This is a genomic window from Streptomyces sp. NPDC107517 (assembly GCF_055582645.1).
Genome location: NZ_JBVJPM010000004.1, coordinates 574,105 through 593,245, shown reverse-complemented (window position 1 = coordinate 593,245; position 19,141 = coordinate 574,105). Strand labels below are relative to the sequence as shown.

Below are 19,141 nucleotides of genomic sequence, written 5' to 3'. Positions count from 1 at the left end.
CACCCGAGAGACTCTCTCAGGCTTTCCTCCGGGCAGTTTCCCTTCGGTCTTGCGTTTCCGACTCTATCAGACTCTTTCGTGTCCGATTTCCTCGGCGCCTTTCAGGTTTCCGCTCCAGCCTTTCGGCTTTTTGCGTTTCCCTTTCCGGCGGTTCCGACTTTATCAGAAGTTCTCGGCCGGATTGACCGGCGTTCGTTTTCCGATTTATCGGGGGTGCGCTTCTGGAGAAGAATTCTCGGAAGCGAGCTAGACCCTAGTCGTTGCGGCCGACTCTGTCGAATCCCAGGCAACTGTTCGAATCTACCTCCCCACTCCGTCCGTGTCAACGGCTTTTGTGGGGCGATGAGGAGACTAGCAGGTCAGACGCCGTGAACGCACATCACGCGGCGGTGGGTACGTAGGCGCTGCGCTCCGCCTTCTCCAGGTCCCCCGTCTCGCCGGCACGGGCCGCTCTGCCGCCGAGCACATAGACGTAGACGAGAAAGGCCAGCTCGGCGAGGACGCCGATGGCGATGCGGGCCCAGGTCGGCAGGCCTGAAGGGGTGACGAAGCCTTCGATGGCGCCCGATATGAAGAGGATGAGTGCCAGGCCGATCGCCATTCCCAGGGCGGCGCGGCCTTCCTCGGCGAGGGCCGCGCGGCGGGTACGGGGGCCCGGGTCGATGAGGGTCCAGCCGAGGCGCAGCCCCGTACCGGCCGCTACGAAGACTGCCGTCAGTTCCAGGAGGCCGTGGGGCAGGACCAGGCCGAGGAAGGTGTCGAGACGGCCGGCCGAGGACATCAGGCCGATGCCCACGCCCAGGTTCAGCATGTTCTGGAAGAGGATCCAGAGGACGGGGAGTCCCAGGAAGACGCCCAGGACCAGGCACATGGCGGCGGCCTGGGCGTTGTTCGTCCACACCTGGGCGGCGAAGGAGGCCGCGGGGTGGCTGGAGTAGTACGTCTCGTACTGGCCGCCCGGGCGCGTGAGGTCGCGCAGTTCGGAAGGGGCGGCGATCGACGCCTGTACTTCGGGGTGGGTGCCTATCCACCAGCCCAGGAGGGCGGCGATCGCGGTGGAGAGGAGTGCGGTGGGGACCCACCAGTGGCGGGAACGGTAGACCGCCGCGGGGAAGCCCTGTGTCAGGAAGCGGGTCACGTCGCGCCAGGAGGCGCGGCGGGTGCCTGTCACGGCACTACGCGCGCGTGCCACCAATTGTGTGAGGCGGCCGGATATCTGGGGGTCCGGGGCGCTGGACTGGATCAGGGAGAGGTGGGTCGCGGCACGCTGGTAGAGCGTGACGAGTTCGTCCGCTTCGGCGCCGGTGAGGCGGCGCCTGCGGCGCAGCAACGCGTCCAGTCGGTCCCACTCGGCTCGGTGGGCGGACACGAAGACGTCGAGGTCCATCGGGTCGGCTGCTCCTCGGCTGCTGTTGCTGCGGCTACCTCTGCGGCGCGATGTGCCCTCAGCTTGGCAGACTGGCGGTTCCGAGGGCAGGGCAGGGAAGGACGGCCGGCGTGAGTGAGCTTGTGACGGGCGAGGCGGTGGCTCTCGAGCTGCGCCCCGCGAAACTGCCCAGTCGGGCTTTGGCAGTGGTCATCGATCTTGTCGTGGCGTTCACCGTGTACATCGTGGTGACGATGGGGATCGTGGCGTCGACCTCTTCCCTGGACCAGGCGGCGGCCGCCGCGGTGGCGGTGGCGACGTTTGTGCTGGTGCTTGTCGGGGTGCCGATTGCGGTGGAGACGCTCAGCCATGGGCGTTCGCTGGGCAAGCTGGCGTGCGGGCTTCGTGTGGTGCGGGACGACGGGGGGCCGATCCGGTTCCGGCATGCGCTGGTGCGCGGGGCTGTCGGGGTGGTGGAGATCCTGATGACGTTCGGGGTGGTCGCGTGCATCGCGTCGCTGGTGTCCGAGCGGGGGCGGCGGCTCGGGGACGTGTTCGCGGGGACGCTCGTCGTGCGGGAGCGGGTGCCGGCGGGGCCGGCGCGGTTCGTGCCTCCGCCGCCTCCGTGGCTGGTGGGGCGCTTCTCCGGGCTCGATCTGTCGGGGGTGCCGGACGGGCTGTGGCTGGCGGTCCGGTCGTACCTGACGCGGATGGGGCAGCTGGATCCGCAGGTGGGCCATTCGATGGCTGAGCGGCTTGCCAGTGATCTGGCCGCTTGTACGGGGGCTCCGGCGCCGGGGGATGTGCCGCCTGCGGCGTATCTGGCCGCGGTGGTGCATGAGCGGCAGTCGCGGGATGCGCGGCGGGCGTTCGGCGGCGGGGCTGTGGGTACGGCTCCGGTGGGCGGGCCGGGGCCGGTGTATCGAGGTGCTGCGACGCCGGTCGGGCCGCCCGTGGGTCCTGTTGTCGCGGCTGCTGCGCCGCTCACTCCTGATGTCTCGGCCGCGGGTCCTCGCGAGGACGAGGGGCCGGGCACCGGTTTCGTGCCGCCTGCCTGACGCGGGGCCGCCGCTTCTCAGGCGAAGGTCGACGGCGGGGATTCGAGGTGTTCGAGTTCGATGCCGGGGGCGGCGAGCACTACGTCGCCGGCGAGGTGGACGGCCTGCTGTTCCCCGGTGTCCAGGTCTGTGACCTGGTATTCGTCGACGTTCAGGGGGCCGCTGTCAGTGGCGTGTGTTTCTGTTTTCAGCAGGGCCCAGGACTGGTCGACGGTGAGGGGGGCCAGGACCGGGTCGGTGAAGCGGACCAGGCGGACGCGGGTCGCGGGGGAAGCGGGGGTGAGGCGCAGCAGGCGTGCCGTGGCGACGAGGAAGGCCGGCGAGGTGCCGGTGAAGGCGTGGGCGGGGGCGTTGCCTTCGGTGGCGTGGGTGCCCGTGGGGTCGGTGCGTACCCAGGTGACGCCGTCGATGGCTGCTCCTCGTACCTGCCAGCTCGCCGCGTTGAGTTCGAGGCGGATGGGGCGGCCGAGTTCGTCGATGGCCAGGTCGACGGAGCCGGAGTGGTCGCCGGAAGGGGTGACGGTCTGGGAGACGTAGCGCCAGCCGGAGGGGCCGGGGGCGCAGTGGAAGTGTTCTTCGCCGAGGGGGGTGTGGTCGTGGGTGTCGTGGAGCGAATAGCGGCCGCGTGGCATGAGGGGCTCTCGAGGTCCTTCGGGGGCGTGCGGGCGTCGGGTGGTGCGGGATGCCGGGCCGGTACGGGGCAGGCCCCCCGCACCGGAGTGCGAGGGGCCTGCGGAGCACCGGGGTCCGCTCGGGATCAGTAGCGGTAGTGGTCCGGCTTGTACGGGCCGTCGACCTCTACGCCGATGTACGCGGCCTGCTCGGGGCGCAGCGTCGTCAGCTTCACGCCGAGGGCGTCGAGGTGGAGGCGGGCGACCTTCTCGTCGAGGTGCTTGGGCAGCACGTAGACGTCGGTCGGGTACTCGTCGGGCTTCGTGAACAGCTCGATCTGGGCCAGGGTCTGGTCCGCGAACGAGTTGGACATGACGAAGGACGGGTGGCCCGTCGCGTTGCCCAGGTTCAGCAGACGGCCCTCGGACAGGACGATGAGGACCTTGCCGTCGGGGAACTTCCAGGTGTGGACCTGCGGCTTGACCTCGTCCTTGACGATGCCGGGGATCTGCGCGAGGCCGGCCATGTCGATCTCGTTGTCGAAGTGGCCGATGTTGCCCACGATCGCCTGGTGCTTCATCTTGGCCATGTCCGAGGCCATGATGATGTCCTTGTTGCCCGTCGTGGTGACGAAGATGTCGGCCTTGTCGACCACGTCGTCGAGCGTCGCGACCTGGTAGCCGTCCATCGCCGCCTGCAGCGCGCAGATCGGGTCGATCTCCGTGATGATCACCCGGGCACCCTGGCCCCGCAGCGACTCGGCACAGCCCTTGCCCACGTCGCCGTAGCCGCAGACGACGGCGGTCTTGCCGCCGATCAGGACATCGGTGGCGCGGTTGATGCCGTCGATGAGGGAGTGGCGGCAGCCGTACTTGTTGTCGAACTTCGACTTCGTCACGGCGTCGTTCACATTGATCGCCGGGAACAGCAGAGTGCCGTCGCGGTACATCTCGTAGAGACGGTGGACACCGGTCGTGGTCTCCTCCGTCACGCCGCGGATCTCCGAGGCGAGCTGGGTCCACTTCTGCGAGCCGTCGGTGATGGTGCGGTTGAGGAGCTCGAGGATGACGCGGTGCTCGTCCGACTCGGCGGTGTCGGCCGAGGGGACCTTGCCGTCCTTCTCGTACTGGACGCCGTTGTGGACGAGGAGGGTGGCGTCACCGCCGTCGTCCAGGATCATGTTCGGGCCGCCGGTGGCGGTGTTCGGCCAGGTCAGGGCCTGCTCCGTGCACCACCAGTACTCCTCCAGGGTCTCGCCCTTCCAGGCGAAGACCGGGACGCCCTGGGGGTTGTCCGGGGTGCCGTTCGGGCCGACGGCGATGGCCGCGGCGGCGTGGTCCTGGGTGGAGAAGATGTTGCAGGAGGCCCAGCGGACGTCGGCGCCGAGGGCGACGAGGGTCTCGATGAGGACGGCGGTCTGCACCGTCATGTGCAGGGAGCCGGTGATGCGGGCGCCGGCCAGCGGCTGCGCGGCGGCGTATTCCTTGCGGATGGACATCAGGCCGGGCATCTCGTGCTCGGCGAGCGTGATCTCCTTGCGGCCGAAGTCGGCCAGGGAGAGATCGGCGACCTTGAAGTCCTGGTCCTGCCGGTTGTCGACGGTCGTCATAGGGAGCTTGCTCCTCGTGGTGGTGGGTCGAGGTGGGCGTGGCTTGCCTGCGGCGATGGGCATACGAGTGCCCGGCGCTCGCAGCGCAGTCCGTCGGAGGCCCTCTCTCCCTCGGCCGGCCCGTCGTGCGGGCCGCCCGACCGCCATCAGCAGCGACGTCTGGCTCAGAGACGAATCTACACCGATCGACTCAGCCGGACCCAGCCCGCCTCCGGGTCCGGCGCGAGCGTGAGGGTCAGTCGGCGTCCGGGCCCGAGCTGCCGGGGGCCGGGCTGTCAGAGGTCGGGCCGGCCGGGGTCTTGGCCGGGTCGGCGCCGGCGGAGGCGGCCGCCTCCTTGTAGATGTCCGGTTCGAGGTAGATCACGCGGGCGATCGGGACGGCCTCGCGGATGCGGGCCTCCGCGGCGTCGATGGCGTTGGCGACCTCGGTGGCCGTGTCGTCGTGCTGGACGGCGATCTTCGCGGCGACGAGGAGTTCCTCGGGGCCGAGGTGGAGGGTGCGCATGTGGATGACGCCGGTGACGGTGTCGCCGTCGACGAGCGCGGTCTCGATCTTCTTGACGTCGTCGATGCCCGCGGCCTCGCCCAGGAGCAGCGACTTGGTCTCGGCGGCAAGGACGAGCGCGATGGCGATGAGCAGGATGCCGATGCACAGGGTGCCGATGCCGTCCCAGAGGCCGTCGTCGGTGACGAGGGCGAGACCGGTGCCGGCGAGCGCGAGGACGAGACCGATCAGCGCGCCGAAGTCCTCGAGGAGGACGACGGGCAGTTCGGGTGCCTTGGCCCGGCGGATGAACTGGGACCAGGTGAGCTTGCCGCGCAGCTCGTTGGACTCCTTGATGGCGGTACGGAACGAGAAGCCCTCGGCGATGATCGCGAAGACGAGGACGCCGATCGGCCAGTACCAGTTCTCGAGCGCGTGCGGGTGCTTGATCTTCTCGTAGCCCTCGTAGACGGCGAACATGCCGCCGACCGAGAAGAGGACGATGGAGACGAGGAAGGCGTAGATGTAGCGCTCGCGGCCGTAGCCGAAGGGGTGTTGCGGGGTCGCCTCGCGCTGGGCCTTCTTGCCGCCGAGCAGCAGGAGGCCCTGGTTGCCGGAGTCGGCGAGCGAGTGGACGCTCTCGGCGAGCATCGAGGACGAGCCGCTGAAGAGGAACGCCACGAATTTCGCTACCGCGATCGCGAGGTTGGCGGCGAGTGCCGCCACGATCGCTTTTGTGCCGCCTGAAGCGCTCATGTGTTCCCGATGTCCCTTCGTACGCGGTCCCGGGCCACAGCTCGTGCGGATCTGTCCGCGTACGCCGTCCCGGGCTTTGCCCACCCTTTGCGGTGGGTCATTGTTGCAGCCCGGGACGGTTGAGGCGCGTCAGGCCACCACGGTTGCCCGGAAGAGCGTGCCGGCTCCGGACACTTCGGTCTTTTCGCCGGCCGGGACGAACGCCGACTGCCCTGCGGTGAGGTCGAGTTCGCCGGCGCGGACGGTGCCCGCGGTGCAGAGCAGGATCTGCGGGGTCTGGGCGGTCACGTCGTGTGCGGCGGCGCCCTCGGGCAGGGTGTAGCGGGAGAGACGGAACTCGTCGATGGGGGTCTCGTAGACCTCTTCGCCTTCGGGGGACGCCTCGGGGCGCAGGATGCCCGGGTCGGTGGCCTCGAAGCGGACGATGCGCAGGAGTTCGGGGACGTCGACGTGCTTGGGGGTGAGGCCGCAGCGCAGGACGTTGTCCGAGTTGGCCATGATCTCTACGCCGAGGCCGTCGATGTAGGCGTGCGGGACGCCGGCGCCGAGGAACAGGGCCTCGCCGGGGTTGAGGCGGACGTGGTTGAGCAGCATGGCCGCGATCACGCCCGGGTCGCCGGGGTAGTGGTGGGCGAGCCCGGCGTAGGGCGCGTAGTCGCCGCCGAGGTGCTCGGCGGCGGCCGCGGCCTCGGTGACCGTGGCGGCCATGTCCTCGGGTTCCGCGCTCAGTACGGCCGTCAGGACCTCGCGCAGCGCGGCCTCTTCGGGGTGGGCGCGCAGCAGGTCGGCGTAGGGCTTGAGGGAGTCGACGCCGAGGCCCTCGATGAGGCGTGCGGCCTCTTCGGGGGCGCGGAATCCGCACAGGCCCTCGAACGGCGTGAGGGCGCAGATCAGTTCGGGCTTGTGGTTGGCGTCCTTGTAGTTGCGGTGCGGGGCATCTATGGGGACGCCGGCGCGCTCCTCGGCCTCGTAACCCTCCTTGGCCTGGGCGAGGTCGGGGTGGACCTGGAGGGAGAGCGGGGCGCCCGCGGCGAGGACTTTGAGGAGGAAGGGGAGGCGGGGGCCGAACTTCGCGACAGCCTGCGGGCCGAGCTCACGCTCGGGGGCCTGGTCGATCACCTCGTTGAGCGGGCCGCGCCCGGTCTGCGAGGGGGCTCCCGGGTGGGCGCCCATCCACATCTCGGCCTGCGGCTCGCCCGTCGGCTCGGCACCGATGAGGTGCGGGATGGCGGTGGTCGAGCCCCAGGCGTAGGGGCGGACGGTGTTGGTGAGGCGGTCCATCAGGTGTTGTTCTCCGTACGCGGGTCAGGGGCCGGCCGGTGTTCGGACCGGCCGGGTCCACGTCATGCGCCCGAGGCGAGCGCGAGGTAAACGGCGGCGAAATCCGTGACGGCGATCAGTTCGGCGAGTGTTTCCAGTTCGTCGCCCTCTTCGGGCTCGAGCTCGCTGATCGGGGTGTCGTGGCCGAGGGCCAGCTCGCGGGCGGCGGGTGCGGCGGTGAGGCCGCCGGGCCGGTCGCGCAGGAGGACGACGCGGACGCGCATCGGCTGTTCCTCGTCGACCCGGTCGCGGAAGAAGTCGTCGGGGTCGGCGCCGCCCGCGAGGTCGCCGAGGAGGAGCCGGCCGTGCGCGGGAAGCGCTCCGGGCAGGTCGGAGGCGAGGGCCGGGCGGCCCGCGAGTTCGGCGAGCGCGGCGGCGAAGCGGCGGCCTGCCGGGCCCGCGGCGTGCCCTTCGGTCCAGATCAGGGGCAGCGCGTCGGCGAGCTCGGCGGCGAGGGTCTTGGCGGGGTTGCTGTAGGTCGCGATGGCGGGGCCGCAGCGCTCGGCGGTGTGGTCGAGGCGGTCGGCGACCTTCTCCAGGGCTTCGGCCGGTGCGGAGAGCAGGCCGGTGCGGTCCAGGAGGGAGAGCAGCGGGGTGAGCAGGGCCCACAGGGCGCCGGGCGCGGAGGCCGCGGCGGGTTCGTCCTCCTCGTACGGGGCGGTCGCCATCGGTACGAACAGGCCGTGTGCCCCGGCGACGGCGTCGCTCAGGGGGGCGCCCGCGGGGCTGACGGCGACGATGGTGCAGCCGCGCCGGTAGGCCTGCTCGACGAGGAGGCCGAGGCCCGGCTCGGTGCCGTCGGTGGTCGCGATCAGGAGCAGGTCCACGGGGCCCGCCCAGCCGGGCAGCTCCCAGCGCAGGGCGCCCGCGGCGGGGGCGACTCCGGTGGGGCGCAGGCGGGCGACGGGGCAGGAGGCGCCTGCGAGCCTGTTGAGCAGGTCCGCGACACAGCTGGCGGCGAGGCCGGGTCCGGCGAAGAGGACGGCGCGCGGGCGGCCGTCCGGTTCGAGCTGGGTGATCCCGGCCTCCGCTGCGTGCCTGACCGCGGTGCGGACGCGGGCGCCGGCCTCGGCGGCGCCGCGCAGGAGTCCGCGGCGGTCGACCCTGGTGAGGGCCTCGGGGGCGTCGAGAAGCGATTCGTCGAGCATGGTGTCAGCCTCCGGGACGGCCCCTGCGGGGCCTGGGTGGGACCTATGCGGGGCGGCGGGCCTCGTCCACGAGGAGTACGGGGATGCCGTCGCGGATCGGGTAGGCGAGCCCGCAGTCCGATCCGGTGCAGAGCAGCTCGGCGTCCGCCTCCTTGAGGGGGGCGTGGCAGGCCGGGCAGGCGAGGATCTCCAGGAGGCCGGCTTCGAGCGGCATGAGGTGTCCCTTCAGCGGTATGAATGTGTGTGCGTGCGGCCTGGTCAGCGTACCGCCGGGGGCGGGGGCACGGCTGCTCGGACGGGGGTCCCGGCGGGTGCGGCCGTGGTCAGGCTCTGATGATCGCCAGGACCTCGTCGCGGATCTTGGTCATGGTGGCTTCGTCCCTGGCCTCCGCGTTCAGCCGCAGGAGGGGCTCCGTGTTGGACGGACGGACGTTGAACCACCAGTCGGCGGAGGTGATCGTCAGACCGTCGAGCTCGTCGTGCGTGATGCCGTCCCGGCCGGTGTACTCGGTCTTGATCGCGGCGAGGCGGTCGCGCTGGTCGTCGACCGTGGAGTTGATCTCGCCGGAGCCGGTGTAGCGGTCGTACTCCGCGACCAGGGCGGACAGGGCGCCGCTCTGGCCGCCGAGGGCGGCGAGGACGTGGAGCGCGGCGAGCATGCCCGTGTCCGCGTTCCAGAAGTCGCGGAAGTAGTAGTGCGCCGAGTGCTCGCCGCCGAAGATCGCTCCGGAGGTGGCCATCTCCTGCTTGATGAAGGAGTGGCCCACACGGGTGCGTACCGGTGTGCCGCCGTGCTCCCTCACGACCTCGGGGACGGACCAGGACGTGATCAGGTTGTGGATGATCGTGCCCGTGCCGCCGTTCCTCGCCAGTTCGCGGGAGGCGACGAGGGCGGTGACGGCGGACGGGGAGACGGGGTCGCCGTGCTCGTCGACGACGAAGCAGCGGTCCGCGTCGCCGTCGAAGGCGAGGCCGAGGTCGGCGCCCTCCTCGCGGACACGCTTCTGCAGGTCCACGAGGTTCGCCGGGTCGAGCGGGTTGGCCTCGTGGTTGGGGAACGTGCCGTCGAGCTCGAAGTACATCGGGACGAGGTCGAGCGGCAGGCCCGCGAAGACGGTCGGGACGGTGTGCCCGCCCATGCCGTTGCCCGCGTCGACGACGACTTTCAGGGGGCGGATCTCCGTGAGGTCGACGAGGGAGCGCAGGTAGGCCGCGTAGTCGTCGAGGGTGTCGCGCCGGGTGAGGGTGCCCGCCTTCACGGCGGGTTCGGGGGCGCCCGTCTCCAGCCACTTCTCGGCGAGTTCGCGGATGTCGGCGAGGCCCGTGTCCTGTCCGACGGGGGCGGCGCCGGCGCGGCACATCTTGATGCCGTTGTACTGGGCCGGGTTGTGCGAGGCCGTGAACATCGCGCCGGGCAGGTCGAGCGCGCCCGACGCGTAGTACAGCTGGTCGGTGGAGCACAGGCCGATCTCGGTCACGTCGGCGCCGAGCGCGGCCGCGCCCCGCGCGAAGGCCCGGGAGAGGCCGGGCGACGAGGGCCGCATGTCGTGTCCGACGACGATCGCCGCGGCGTCCGTCACGCGTACGAAGGCGGCGCCGAACAGCTCGGCGAGGCGCTCGTCCCACTGGTCGGGGACCACTCCGCGTACGTCGTACGCCTTGACGATCTGCGACAGATCAGCAGTCACGGTCACCCAACTCTCCTGAAGTCCGCTTCGGACAGCACAAACTACCCGTACGGACCGACAGTGAGCTGTCAGGGCAGCATCCAGCCGAGGACCGCTGAGCTCTGCGCCATCACGATCAGGCACATCACGAGCAGCAGTCCCGCGCTCCACGGCAGCACCTTGCGCAGCAGGTCTCCCTCCTTGCCCGCGAGCCCCACGGCCGCGCACGCGATCGTGAGGTTCTGCGGGGAGATCATCTTGCCGAGGACGCCACCGGAGCTGTTCGCGGCGGCGAGCAGTTCGGGTGACAGGCCGGACTGCTGGGCGGCGGTTACCTGGAGTGCGCCGAAGAGGGCGTTGGCGGAGGTGTCGGAGCCGGAGACGGCGACGCCGAACCAGCCGAGGACGGGCGACAGGAACGCGAGGCCCGCGCCGGCCGCGGCGACGAAGTGCCCGATGGTGGCGGCCTGCCCGGAGAGGTTCATGACGTAGGCGAGGGCCAGGACGCTGGTCACGGTGAGGATCGCGAAGCGCAGCTCGTACACGGTCGCCAGCCACTCGCGTACGGCCACGCGCGCGTGGACACCGATGACGGCGGCCGTGATCGCGCCGGCGAGGAGGACCAGGGTGCCGCCGGTGGAGACGAGCGGCAGGGTGAAGACGTTGCCGCCGACGGGCTTGCCCTCGGGGTTCGCGACGTTCAGGAAGGGCCAGTCGAAGACGCGCGTCGCCTTGGCGATCCAGTCCTTGACCGCGGGGATCTGCGCGATCGAGAAGATGACGACGATGAGCGCGTACGGGGCGTAGGCGCGCAGGACCTCGGGCCGCGGGTCTTCCTGGTCGAGCTCCTCGCTGCGTACGCCGGTCAGGACGGCGGCGCGTACGGGTTCGGCGGCGGGCCTGCGCGCGTGCGGCACGGCGACGAGGGCGCCCGCGCCGACGAGCGCGGCCCCGATGTCGGCGAGCTGTGCGGAGACGTAGTTCGAGGCGGCGAACTGGGCGGCGGCGAAGGCGACTCCGCAGGCGAGGGCGGGTATCCAGGTCTCGCGCAGGCCGCGCCGCCCGTCCACGAGCCAGACGAGGATGAGCGGCACCAGCAGGGCGAGCAGCGGTGTCTGACGGCCCACCACGGAGGCGACGGAGTCGAGCGGGAGTCCGGTGACCTGGGCGAGGGTGACGACGGGCGTGCCCATCGCGCCGAAGGCCACGGGCGCGGTGTTGGCGACGAGGGCGACGACGGCCGCCTTGACCGGGTCGAAGCCGAGCGCGACGAGCATCACGGAGCAGATCGCGACGGGCGCCCCGAACCCGGCCAGCGCCTCGAGGAGCGCGCCGAAGCAGAACGCGATGACGAGGGCCTGGATGCGCGGGTCGTCGGACAGCCGCCCGAAGGAGCGGCGCAGGATGTCGAAGTGCCGGGTGCGGACGGTCATCCGGTACACCCACAGGGCGTTCACGACGATCCACATGATGGGGAACAGTCCGAACAGCACGCCCTGCGCGGCGCTGGACACGGTCTGGCCGACCGGCATCCCGTAGGCGAGGCAGGCGACGAGGGCGGCTGCGGCGAGCCCGATGAGGCCCGCGAGGTGGGCCTTCATGCGGACGGCGCCGAGCAGGACGAGCACGGTGACTAGGGGCAGGGTCGCGACGAGTGCGGACAGACCGAGCGATCCGGCCACGGGCTCAAGCTGCTGGACGAACACGGGCGCCTCCCGGGCACTGGGTGGCGAAATTGTTGTGTCCGCAACAAACTCAGGTCAATGCGTGGGACGAAGGAGATTCCGTAAAGAGGAAACCGAAGTCCGAATGCGGCCGCCGACCCGGCTGCCGGGCGGCGTCCGGCTCAGTCGTCCGGCTCAGTTGTCCGGCGAGCGCAGCACCCGAAGATGGCCGCGGCGCGCGACCTCCATCGGGTCCGCCGTGCGGGGGCCGCCGCCCGCCTCGGCCGCGCGCTCCTGCGGGCGGGCCGCCTCGCGCACCGCGTTGGCCAGGGCTTCCAGATCGTCGCCGCTGGGGCGCGAGGGGCCGGAGCTGTCGGCGAGCCGGACGACCTCCCACCCGCGCGGGGCGGTGAGGCGCTCGGAGTGCTCGGCGCACAGGTCGTAGCAGTGGGGTTCGGCGTAGGTGGCGAGGGGGCCGAGGACCGCGGTCGAGTCGGCGTAGACGTACGTCAGCGTCGCGACGGCGGGACGGCCGCAAGCGGTGCGCGAACAGCGACGTACAGGGCTCACAGCGTTGGACGGTACCGCACTCTTGAGCGGGCCGCGACGACTCCCCGGGAGGTCACCCCACCGTGTCGTGGTGCGCAGCGGCGCACACGGAGCTCCGGGAGCGCGCCGCTGACCTGCGCGGACCGGGGGCGGTGCGCCCCGCGGCCATGGGGAACGCGGTCACCACTCGGGGCAAATACCGACAGGAGCCGCGAGGCCACCGGTCCGGGAGGGACGCGGAATCGCGCCCAAGTTTGGCTTGATCGGTCAGGAAGCGACATGACCGTTCCGTGCGGGCCGGCGCGGGCAGGTGCGTCGGCGGGAGGTCTACGCTGCGTCAGTGATGGAGAACCCCGTACCGCCCCCTGCAGCAGAGCCGAAGCCTCCCCGCCGCCGCGACCGGCACGGCAGGGGCATGCGCGGGCCCGTCGCCCCTCCTCAGGTGCCGCTCTCCGCGAGCCGGGCCGAGGGGTTCGCCGATCTGGTACAGGACTCCGTGGAACGGCTCGAGCGACGCCTCCCGCAGCTGGCCGACATCGATTTCCTGATCCTCGAAGTGCCCGCGGTCGGCCCGGCCGGCGAGGGCTGGAGCGACGAGGCGGTACCCCTGGGCGGCACGATCGCCGCGCGCGAGGGGCGCCCCGCGCGCGTGGTCGTCTACCGCCGCCCGGTCGAGATCCGCACCAAGGGCCGCGACGAGCGCGCGGCCCTGGTGCACGAGGTCGTGGTCGAGCAGGTCGCCGAGCTCCTCGGCCTGTCCCCGGAGACGGTGGATCCGCGCTACGGCGACGAGGAGTGACCCGGCGGACCGGGCCGCTCCTCGGTCACTTCTGCAGTACCGACAGGTCCTGGTCCGCGTGCGGCACCGAGACCGTCCCCCGGTCGTCCGGGAGCGTCTGGACCGTGAACATCGGGACTCCCGGGACGTCCCGGTCGGGCACGTCCAGCATCCGCGAGCCGTAGACGTCCCCGCCCGACACCTGCTCCACCGTCAGCGCGTACACCCCCTTGAGCCCGGCCGGGACCGGCGGCTGCACGGACGTCGTCGTACCGCCCTTCACGGTGTACGTCTTCGAGACCGGGGTCCCGCCCTCGGTGCCCGCCGACGCCGTCACCTTGACCGTGCCCGCCGCGCCAGGGGTCGTCAGCGACAGCGTCGAGCCCTTCGCGCGGTTGTCGGCGACGGTCGCCCGCGCGCCGACGGGCCGGGTCGCCGGGATGAACGCCGTCTCCTGGTCGTCGCCCTTGCCGCGCACGACGCGCAGGGCGGCCACGACCGGGGCCGGGTCGCCCGTGGGCGTCAGGAGCAGGGAGCCGGCCTCGCCGCGCGTGATGTCGCCGAGGTCGACGGCGGCCGTCATCCCCGACTTCACGTGCAGGCTCTCGTGCCCGGCCGGGCTGATGCGGCCGGTCGGTGAGGCCAGCTGGACCTTCAGGTCCGCGTCGTTGTCGCCGGGGGCGAAGGCGACCAGGCGCACGCTCGTGGCGTCCTTCGGGATGCCGGGCAGCACGACCGTGTCCGCGGGGTCCGCGGACGCCGGCAGCCAGTCGCCGCCGAGCTTGTCGTCCGCGGCGAGGACGACGGCGGCGACCCGGCCGCTGCGGGCCGTCACATGGAGCGTGACGTTCGTCTGCGGCTTGTCGGTGAGGGTGGACAGCAGGACCGGCACGCTGGAGTGCGGCTGGACCTGGATGCCCTCGCCCACGTCGGACTTGATGGCGCCGTTCGCGCCGTACAGCTGGACGTCGACGACCGCGGCCGAGTCGTCCGGGTTCGTGAGGTGGATGTAGTCGCTGCGCTCCTTGGCGGTGGAGGCGCCCGGGAACCAGAAGTCGGTGTCGGGCGCCGAGCAGTTCACCCCGAGGAGGCCGCGGCCGGTGCCGGCGGCCACCCCCGTCGTCTGCTGCACGGTCCAGCCGGGCGCGAGATTCCCGTCCGCGCTGCCCACGAGAGCGGGCGACTCGGCACCCGACGAATCACCCGCGACGGGCTTGCCCGGCTTCAGCGGGGACAGCACGGGCTTGTCCGCCTTGCCCTTGCTCTTGCCGTCCTCCGTGCTGTCCGACAGCTCGCGCGTGGCGGGCGACAGGGCGGCCTTGCCGGAACTCCCCGACTCCTTCGAGACAGGCGTGTACGACGTGTACTCGGTCTCGGCGAGGTCCGACGTGCTCGGCGCGGGGCACAGCAGGCTGGAGCGCTCCACCGGCAGCCGTGCGGCCGCCGTCGTGGAGTCGCCGTCGCCGCTGCCGGGCGCGGTGGCCGCCGCGAAGCCGGTGACGGCGGCGAGGGCCCCGGCCGCGGCGATCAGGGACAGGGTGGTGCGGTTCACTGCTGGCTCCCGTCGGGGCGCTCACTGTCGGTGCCGTGCGGCGGCTGCGGCTGCTCGTACGGGTCGTAGGCCTGCTGCCCGTACTGCTGCTGGGCGTCGTACGTGCCCCCGTAGGCGTACGGGTCGTACTGGCCGGCCTGGTACGGGTCCGCCTGATACGGGTCAACCTGCTGGGTCTGGTCGTACGTGCCCTGGTAGGGGCCGCCCTGGTACTGCTGCTGGTCGCCCTCGGCGTACTGGCCGTGGTCGGCGGGCGCGTACGCGGGGCTGTCCCACTCGCCGTACGACGGTTGCTGCGGCACACCGGCCGCGGCGAGCTCCTCCTCCGAAGGCGGCGGCGGTACCGCGTCGTCCGTGCCCTCGGCCGCGGCCTGTTCGGCCTCCGCCTGGGCGCGCAGGCGGCGGGCTCTGCGGCCCTCGCCCTCGACGGCCTGCGCGGGCACGACGGGCTCCTCGGGAAGGTCGTCGTCCACGTCCCTGCGCCGGCCCGGCAGGGCCAGCACCACGAGGACGAGGGCGAGCGCGCCCTGCGCCCACAGCCAGGCCGCGTGCGAGATCGGCGCGTCGAACGTGACGTCCAGGCGGCCGCCCGTGGCCGGCAGTTCGAAGCCCTGCGCCCAGCCGTCGACGGTCGTCTTCGTCAGGGGCGCGCCGTCCAGCGTCGCCGTCCAGCCCTCGTCGGCCGTGTCGGCGATGCGCAGGACGCGGCCGGCCTTGCCCTCGGGGATCTTCGTGTGCAGTTCGACGGGGCCCGCGGCGACGGGCTGCGGCTCGTCGGACCCGGACACGATGGCGGCGCGCGAGACCTGCCGGTCCACGCGCCACAGGGCGGTACCGTCCTGCTGGCTGAGCCGGGACAGGCCGGGCGTGGAGTCGAGTACGCGGCTCATCTGCCGGGGCGCGCCCGCGCGTACGAGGACGTAGCGCACGGCGAAGCCGCCCAGCTGGTCGGCCTGGTCGGCGCCGGAGCCGGCGACGAGGTTGGCGACCACCTTGTCGAGCTTCTTGTTGCTGCCGCCCGCCTCGGTCAGTTCGGCGTCACCCAGGCGCGCGCCGGCGCCGCGCACCAGCGAGTACGACACCTTGGCGGCCGAATCGCTGTCCATGACGAGGGTGCGGGCCTGATCCTGGGTGTCGCTCTCCTCGGCGACGAACGCGGGCACCTGGGTGGGGTCGCGGCGCTCCAGGGGGCCGTCAGCGCCGCGGATCATCCAGCCGGCCGCGGCCAGGAGCGGTCCGGCCACCGCGGCGAACGCGATGAGGGCCGCCACCGGCTGCCGCCAGCCGAAGCTCTGCTCGGCCACACGCGAGCGTGCTCCGTCGGCGCCGAGCACGGCGGCGGCGAGGAGGGCGATGCCGTAGACGAGGGTCGCGGGCCCGGCCCAGGCCGAGCTGTTCGACAGGGCCGCGAAGACGAGCGCCACCAGGGCGATCGCCCAGGCGGTGAGGACGGCGGGGCGGCGCTCGGTGCGCAGGAGCGCGGCGAGCCCGGCGAGGACGATGCCGATGAGCAGCAGTCCGCCGAGGGTGCCGGAGCCGCCCGGCGAGGCGCCGAGCAGGCCGAGCGCGGACGCCGCCCCCTTGCCGTACGGGAGGCCCGCCTCCTTGAAGAAGCCGAACGGAAGCAGCGTCAGGGACCACGGCGCGAGGATCAGGAGCGGGGTGCCGAGCGCGGCCAGGAAGCGGAGCCCGTACGCGGTGATGTCGGCGCGGCGGAGCGCGAGGAGCGCGATGCCGAGGACGAGCGCGATCGGCCACACGATGGGCGTGAAGGCCGTCGTGACGGTCAGCAGGAGGGCGTACGCCCAGGTTGCGCGCCAGCTGCCGCGCGCCCCCGCCTGATTCATCAAGCCGCCGGCGGACAACCCCGCGCGCGCGATGAGCGGCAGCAGGATCGCCAGGACCGCGGTGCCGATCCGGCCTCCGGCGAGGGCGCCGGTGGCGGCGGGCAGGAAGGCGTAGGCGACCGAGGCCCACGCCCGCAGCAGGCGCGAGGTGACCAGGGGGCGTGAGGCGAAGTAGGCGGTGAAGCCGGCGAGCGGCACCGAGCAGACGAGGAGCACGGTGACGGCGAGTCCGGTCGAGCCGAACAGGAGCGTGGAGAACGCGGCGACGACCGCCAGGTACGGCGGCGCGGACTGCGTGCCGCCCGTGCCGGCCGGGTGCCAGCCGTCGAGATAGCGCGACCACAGGGCGGACGCGTCACCCGGGGCGGGCAGCAGCGCGCCGCCCGCGAGCGCCCCGCCGCCGAGCAGCGCGCGGCAGGCGATGAGCGAGACGAACAGCAGCACTACGAAGAGCATCGGTCCCGGCTTGCGGGCGATGCGCTTGAGGCGGGCGAACTGCTCGATCTCCAGGAAGTCCGCGTCGTCGCCGCCGGGGCCGGACTCGACGGCGCTGCCGTGCCGTCCCGCGGCGTTGATCTCGGGGTCGGACGCACCGAAGACGCTGCCCGCGACCTGCTCGACGGTGAGCCGGACCGTGGCGCCCGGCGGCGGGAAGAGCGGCCGCAGCTCCTTGGCGTCGACCGCTCCCCTGCCGCGCCTGCGGCGGGCCGCGAGGATCCGCTCGGGCCGCAGCAGGGTGCCGAGGAGTCCGGTGATCTCGTCGAGCGCCTGGCCGGGAACCTTGCCGACGAGGTACGCGAGGGTGCGCACGAGCGTGCCGATGACGAGGCGCAGAAGCACCCAGGGCAGCACGGCCGTACGGGCGTTGACGAGCAGGGTGTAGACGGCGCCGGCCTTGTCGACCTTGTGCGGGGATGTCGCCGTGCGGCCCACGCAGTCGACGGTGCGGCGCTCGCGCGAGGAGGCCTCCGCGTGCCGGACGACGGCGTCGGGGGCGATGACGACGCGGTGGCCGGCGGCCTGGGCACGCCAGCACAGGTCGACGTCGTCGCGCATCAGGGGCAGTCTGCGGTCGAACCCGCCGAGCTCTTCGAACACATCGCGCCGGATCAGCATGCCGGCGGTGGACACGGACAGGACGGGCCGCACGTAGTCGTGCTGCCCCTGGTCCTGCTCGCGGCGGTCGAGGCCGGTCCAGCGGCGCCCCGAGTTGGCGATGGAGACACCGACCTCGAGGAGCTGCCGACGGTCGTACCAGCCGCGGAGTTTGGGGCCGACGACGGCGACCTCGTTGCCGGCCTCGCGCTCGTTCTCGACGACGCGCAGGAGTTCGGCGAGCGCGTCGGGCTCGGGCGCGCAGTCGTCGTGCAGGAGCCACAGCCACTGCTCGGGCTCGCCGTGCGGGAGTTCCGGCATGTCGTAGGCGTCGTCGCGCCAGGTGCGGCTGACGGGGTCCCAGCCGCTCGGGCGCTTGAGGTACGGCAGCTCCTCGGGAGTCAGCACTCCCGCGGTGCGCGCCGCTTCGTCGACGGCCTGGCCGAAGCCGGTGCGCCGGGCCAGGTGGAGAACGCGCTCGTCACCGATCGCGTCGGCGATCAGCGTGGCGGAGGCGTCCGCGCTGCCGGTGTCGGCGGCTACGGCGTTCTGTACGGGGCGCTCCTGGCCGAGCAGCCCTGACAGGACGTCGGGCAGCCAGCGCGCTCCGTCGTGGGAGACGAGCACGGCGGTGACGACATGTCTGGGGAACTCGGGTGGCCGGGTCGGGTCTGGCCCTGCGGCGTGCCCCGGGTTGAACGCGGCTGCGGCAGTGTCGAATTGGCCTGCCGAATGGCTGTGCACGGACATCGAGGTACGGGCCCCGGTTCGTTGGACTGCGGTGGACGCCTGCGCCCTGCGAGAGGGGGCGCCGGGTCGTCTCGGACGGGGCCCCACACTAACGGCTGACAACAACGGCGGCCCGCCCCCTGTGGACAACCCAGGGCGACGGGCCGATCGCTACGCGGAAAAGAGTCTTCGGACAGCGTCCTTATTGCGGTCCTCGGGGCGGTGCTCAGTGGATCCTGCTGCGGTCCTCGCCGAGACCTGTCGTTCTCGTTGTTTCGGACCGCCGCTCCGACAGCGGGTCAGACGGCGGCCTTCTTCAGGCGGCGCCGCTCCCGCTCGGAGAGGCCGCCCCAGATGCCGAACCGCTCGTCGTTGGCCAGTGCGTACTCGAGGCACTCGGACCTGACCTCGCAGGCGAGGCAGACCTTCTTGGCCTCCCGGGTGGAGCCGCCCTTCTCCGGGAAGAACGACTCGGGGTCGGTCTGGGCGCACAGTGCGCGCTCCTGCCAGCCGAGTTCCTCTTCCGCGTCCTCGACCAGCAGTTGCTGAAACGACTCGGTCATAGTGCGCCCCTCGTCCGTCCGTGCGTCCCCGTGATGCTGCCGTCACCGTTTTCGGCTGAACGACACGAGTGAAATTACAAGTGTGCCGATCCGGGCCAGTCAAGCCGAGATCTGCTATTGGGTCCCTTATTCACTCTGCGGAACCAAGGCTATGCGGAAAGTGTTCATATCGGCATAAACCTTGACACTTGCCAGGGGCCCATCCCGGACACCGCTCCCCCCGGAGCTCCGGCAGACCTCGCGCGGGCCTCTGCAAGGGAGGACGCCTGGGGCGTCGATCTCGTTCCGGGAGCGGCGCCGGAGCGTTCCGGATCACATTCGGATCACGGGAGCGCGACGGCGTT

General features: G+C 71.9%; 15 protein-coding genes. 2 read left to right on the top strand and 13 right to left on the bottom strand.

The genetic code is table 11. The annotated features are described in order from the left end of the window. Positions 1-379: 379 nt before the first annotated feature. Positions 380-1,387, bottom strand: a complete 1,008-nt coding sequence (locus tag ACZ67T_RS13475) for a stage II sporulation protein M (protein WP_469983758.1) — start codon at positions 1,385-1,387, stop codon at positions 380-382. Between the two features lie 110 nt (positions 1,388-1,497). Here ACZ67T_RS13475 and ACZ67T_RS13470 point away from each other — a divergent pair, with 110 nt between their 5' ends. Next, positions 1,498-2,424 carry an RDD family protein gene (locus tag ACZ67T_RS13470; RefSeq protein ID WP_469983757.1) on the top strand — a complete coding sequence of 309 codons (927 nt, stop codon included), beginning with the start codon at positions 1,498-1,500 and terminating at the stop codon, positions 2,422-2,424. A 17-nt stretch (positions 2,425-2,441) separates the two neighbouring features. On the opposite strand, the gene ACZ67T_RS13465 is transcribed toward ACZ67T_RS13470, so the two are convergent. The 9 genes from ACZ67T_RS13465 to ACZ67T_RS13425 form a co-directional block, all read right to left on the bottom strand. Continuing rightward, entirely contained in the window at positions 2,442-3,056 is a 615-nt protein-coding gene (locus ACZ67T_RS13465; RefSeq protein ID WP_453462919.1) for a hypothetical protein, read from the bottom strand. 125 nt (positions 3,057-3,181) lie between these two features. Further along, the gene (gene ahcY, locus ACZ67T_RS13460) at positions 3,182-4,645 is read right to left on the bottom strand and encodes an adenosylhomocysteinase (protein WP_469983756.1); all 1,464 of its coding nucleotides are present in this window, start codon (positions 4,643-4,645) and stop codon (positions 3,182-3,184) included. A gap of 235 nt (positions 4,646-4,880) precedes the next feature. Further along, positions 4,881-5,885 carry a cation diffusion facilitator family transporter gene (locus ACZ67T_RS13455; protein ID WP_469983754.1) on the bottom strand — a complete coding sequence of 335 codons (1,005 nt, stop codon included), beginning with the start codon at positions 5,883-5,885 and terminating at the stop codon, positions 4,881-4,883. A 129-nt stretch (positions 5,886-6,014) separates the two neighbouring features. Next, positions 6,015-7,166, bottom strand: a complete 1,152-nt coding sequence (manA, locus tag ACZ67T_RS13450; RefSeq protein WP_469983752.1) for a mannose-6-phosphate isomerase, class I — start codon at positions 7,164-7,166, stop codon at positions 6,015-6,017. A 62-nt stretch (positions 7,167-7,228) separates the two neighbouring features. After that, positions 7,229-8,353, bottom strand: a complete 1,125-nt coding sequence (locus ACZ67T_RS13445; protein ID WP_469983751.1) for an SIS domain-containing protein — start codon at positions 8,351-8,353, stop codon at positions 7,229-7,231. A 43-nt stretch (positions 8,354-8,396) separates the two neighbouring features. Next, positions 8,397-8,567, bottom strand: coding sequence for a Trm112 family protein (locus ACZ67T_RS13440; RefSeq protein WP_100597970.1), 171 nt, complete (start codon positions 8,565-8,567; stop codon positions 8,397-8,399). 109 nt (positions 8,568-8,676) lie between these two features. After that, the gene (locus ACZ67T_RS13435) at positions 8,677-10,041 is read right to left on the bottom strand and encodes a phosphomannomutase/phosphoglucomutase (RefSeq protein ID WP_469983795.1); all 1,365 of its coding nucleotides are present in this window, start codon (positions 10,039-10,041) and stop codon (positions 8,677-8,679) included. A gap of 68 nt (positions 10,042-10,109) precedes the next feature. Next, positions 10,110-11,726, bottom strand: coding sequence for an L-lactate permease (locus ACZ67T_RS13430; protein WP_469983749.1), 1,617 nt, complete (start codon positions 11,724-11,726; stop codon positions 10,110-10,112). 153 nt (positions 11,727-11,879) lie between these two features. After that, on the bottom strand, positions 11,880-12,254 hold the full coding sequence (locus ACZ67T_RS13425) for a DUF3499 domain-containing protein (RefSeq protein ID WP_375990161.1): 375 nt from the start codon (positions 12,252-12,254) through the stop codon (positions 11,880-11,882). Between the two features lie 322 nt (positions 12,255-12,576). On the opposite strand from ACZ67T_RS13425, the gene ACZ67T_RS13420 reads away from it, so the two are divergent. Further along, positions 12,577-13,032 (top strand): metallopeptidase family protein, encoded by a 456-nt coding sequence (locus ACZ67T_RS13420; RefSeq protein ID WP_469983793.1) that lies wholly within the window; start codon positions 12,577-12,579, stop codon positions 13,030-13,032. A gap of 25 nt (positions 13,033-13,057) precedes the next feature. On the opposite strand, the gene ACZ67T_RS13415 is transcribed toward ACZ67T_RS13420, so the two are convergent. The 3 genes from ACZ67T_RS13415 to ACZ67T_RS13405 form a co-directional block, all read right to left on the bottom strand. Beyond that, entirely contained in the window at positions 13,058-14,563 is a 1,506-nt protein-coding gene (locus ACZ67T_RS13415) for a DUF5719 family protein (protein WP_469983748.1), read from the bottom strand. After that, on the bottom strand, positions 14,560-18,255 hold the full coding sequence (locus ACZ67T_RS13410) for a glycosyltransferase family 2 protein (RefSeq protein WP_469983747.1): 3,696 nt from the start codon (positions 18,253-18,255) through the stop codon (positions 14,560-14,562). The genes ACZ67T_RS13415 and ACZ67T_RS13410 overlap by 4 nt, the downstream gene beginning before the upstream one ends. 278 nt (positions 18,256-18,533) lie before the next feature. After that, positions 18,534-18,797, bottom strand: coding sequence for a WhiB family transcriptional regulator (locus ACZ67T_RS13405; RefSeq protein ID WP_093617031.1), 264 nt, complete (start codon positions 18,795-18,797; stop codon positions 18,534-18,536). Positions 18,798-19,141: the final 344 nt, after the last annotated feature.

Excerpts from the sequence above, each read along its gene's own strand:
- ACZ67T_RS13405 (WP_093617031.1), bottom strand. The coding sequence starts at position 18,797 with ATGACCGAGTCGTTTCAGCAACTGCTGGTCGAGGACGCGGAAGAGGAA.
- ahcY (WP_469983756.1), bottom strand. The coding sequence starts at position 4,645 with ATGACGACCGTCGACAACCGGCAGGACCAGGACTTCAAGGTCGCCGAT.
- ACZ67T_RS13440 (WP_100597970.1), bottom strand. The coding sequence starts at position 8,567 with ATGCCGCTCGAAGCCGGCCTCCTGGAGATCCTCGCCTGCCCGGCCTGC.
- manA (WP_469983752.1), bottom strand. The coding sequence starts at position 7,166 with ATGGACCGCCTCACCAACACCGTCCGCCCCTACGCCTGGGGCTCGACC.
- ACZ67T_RS13465 (WP_453462919.1), bottom strand. The coding sequence starts at position 3,056 with ATGCCACGCGGCCGCTATTCGCTCCACGACACCCACGACCACACCCCC.
- ACZ67T_RS13445 (WP_469983751.1), bottom strand. The coding sequence starts at position 8,353 with ATGCTCGACGAATCGCTTCTCGACGCCCCCGAGGCCCTCACCAGGGTC.
- ACZ67T_RS13420 (WP_469983793.1), top strand. The coding sequence starts at position 12,577 with ATGGAGAACCCCGTACCGCCCCCTGCAGCAGAGCCGAAGCCTCCCCGC.
- ACZ67T_RS13410 (WP_469983747.1), bottom strand. The coding sequence starts at position 18,255 with ATGTCCGTGCACAGCCATTCGGCAGGCCAATTCGACACTGCCGCAGCC.
- ACZ67T_RS13455 (WP_469983754.1), bottom strand. The coding sequence starts at position 5,885 with ATGAGCGCTTCAGGCGGCACAAAAGCGATCGTGGCGGCACTCGCCGCC.
- ACZ67T_RS13475 (WP_469983758.1), bottom strand. The coding sequence starts at position 1,387 with ATGGACCTCGACGTCTTCGTGTCCGCCCACCGAGCCGAGTGGGACCGA.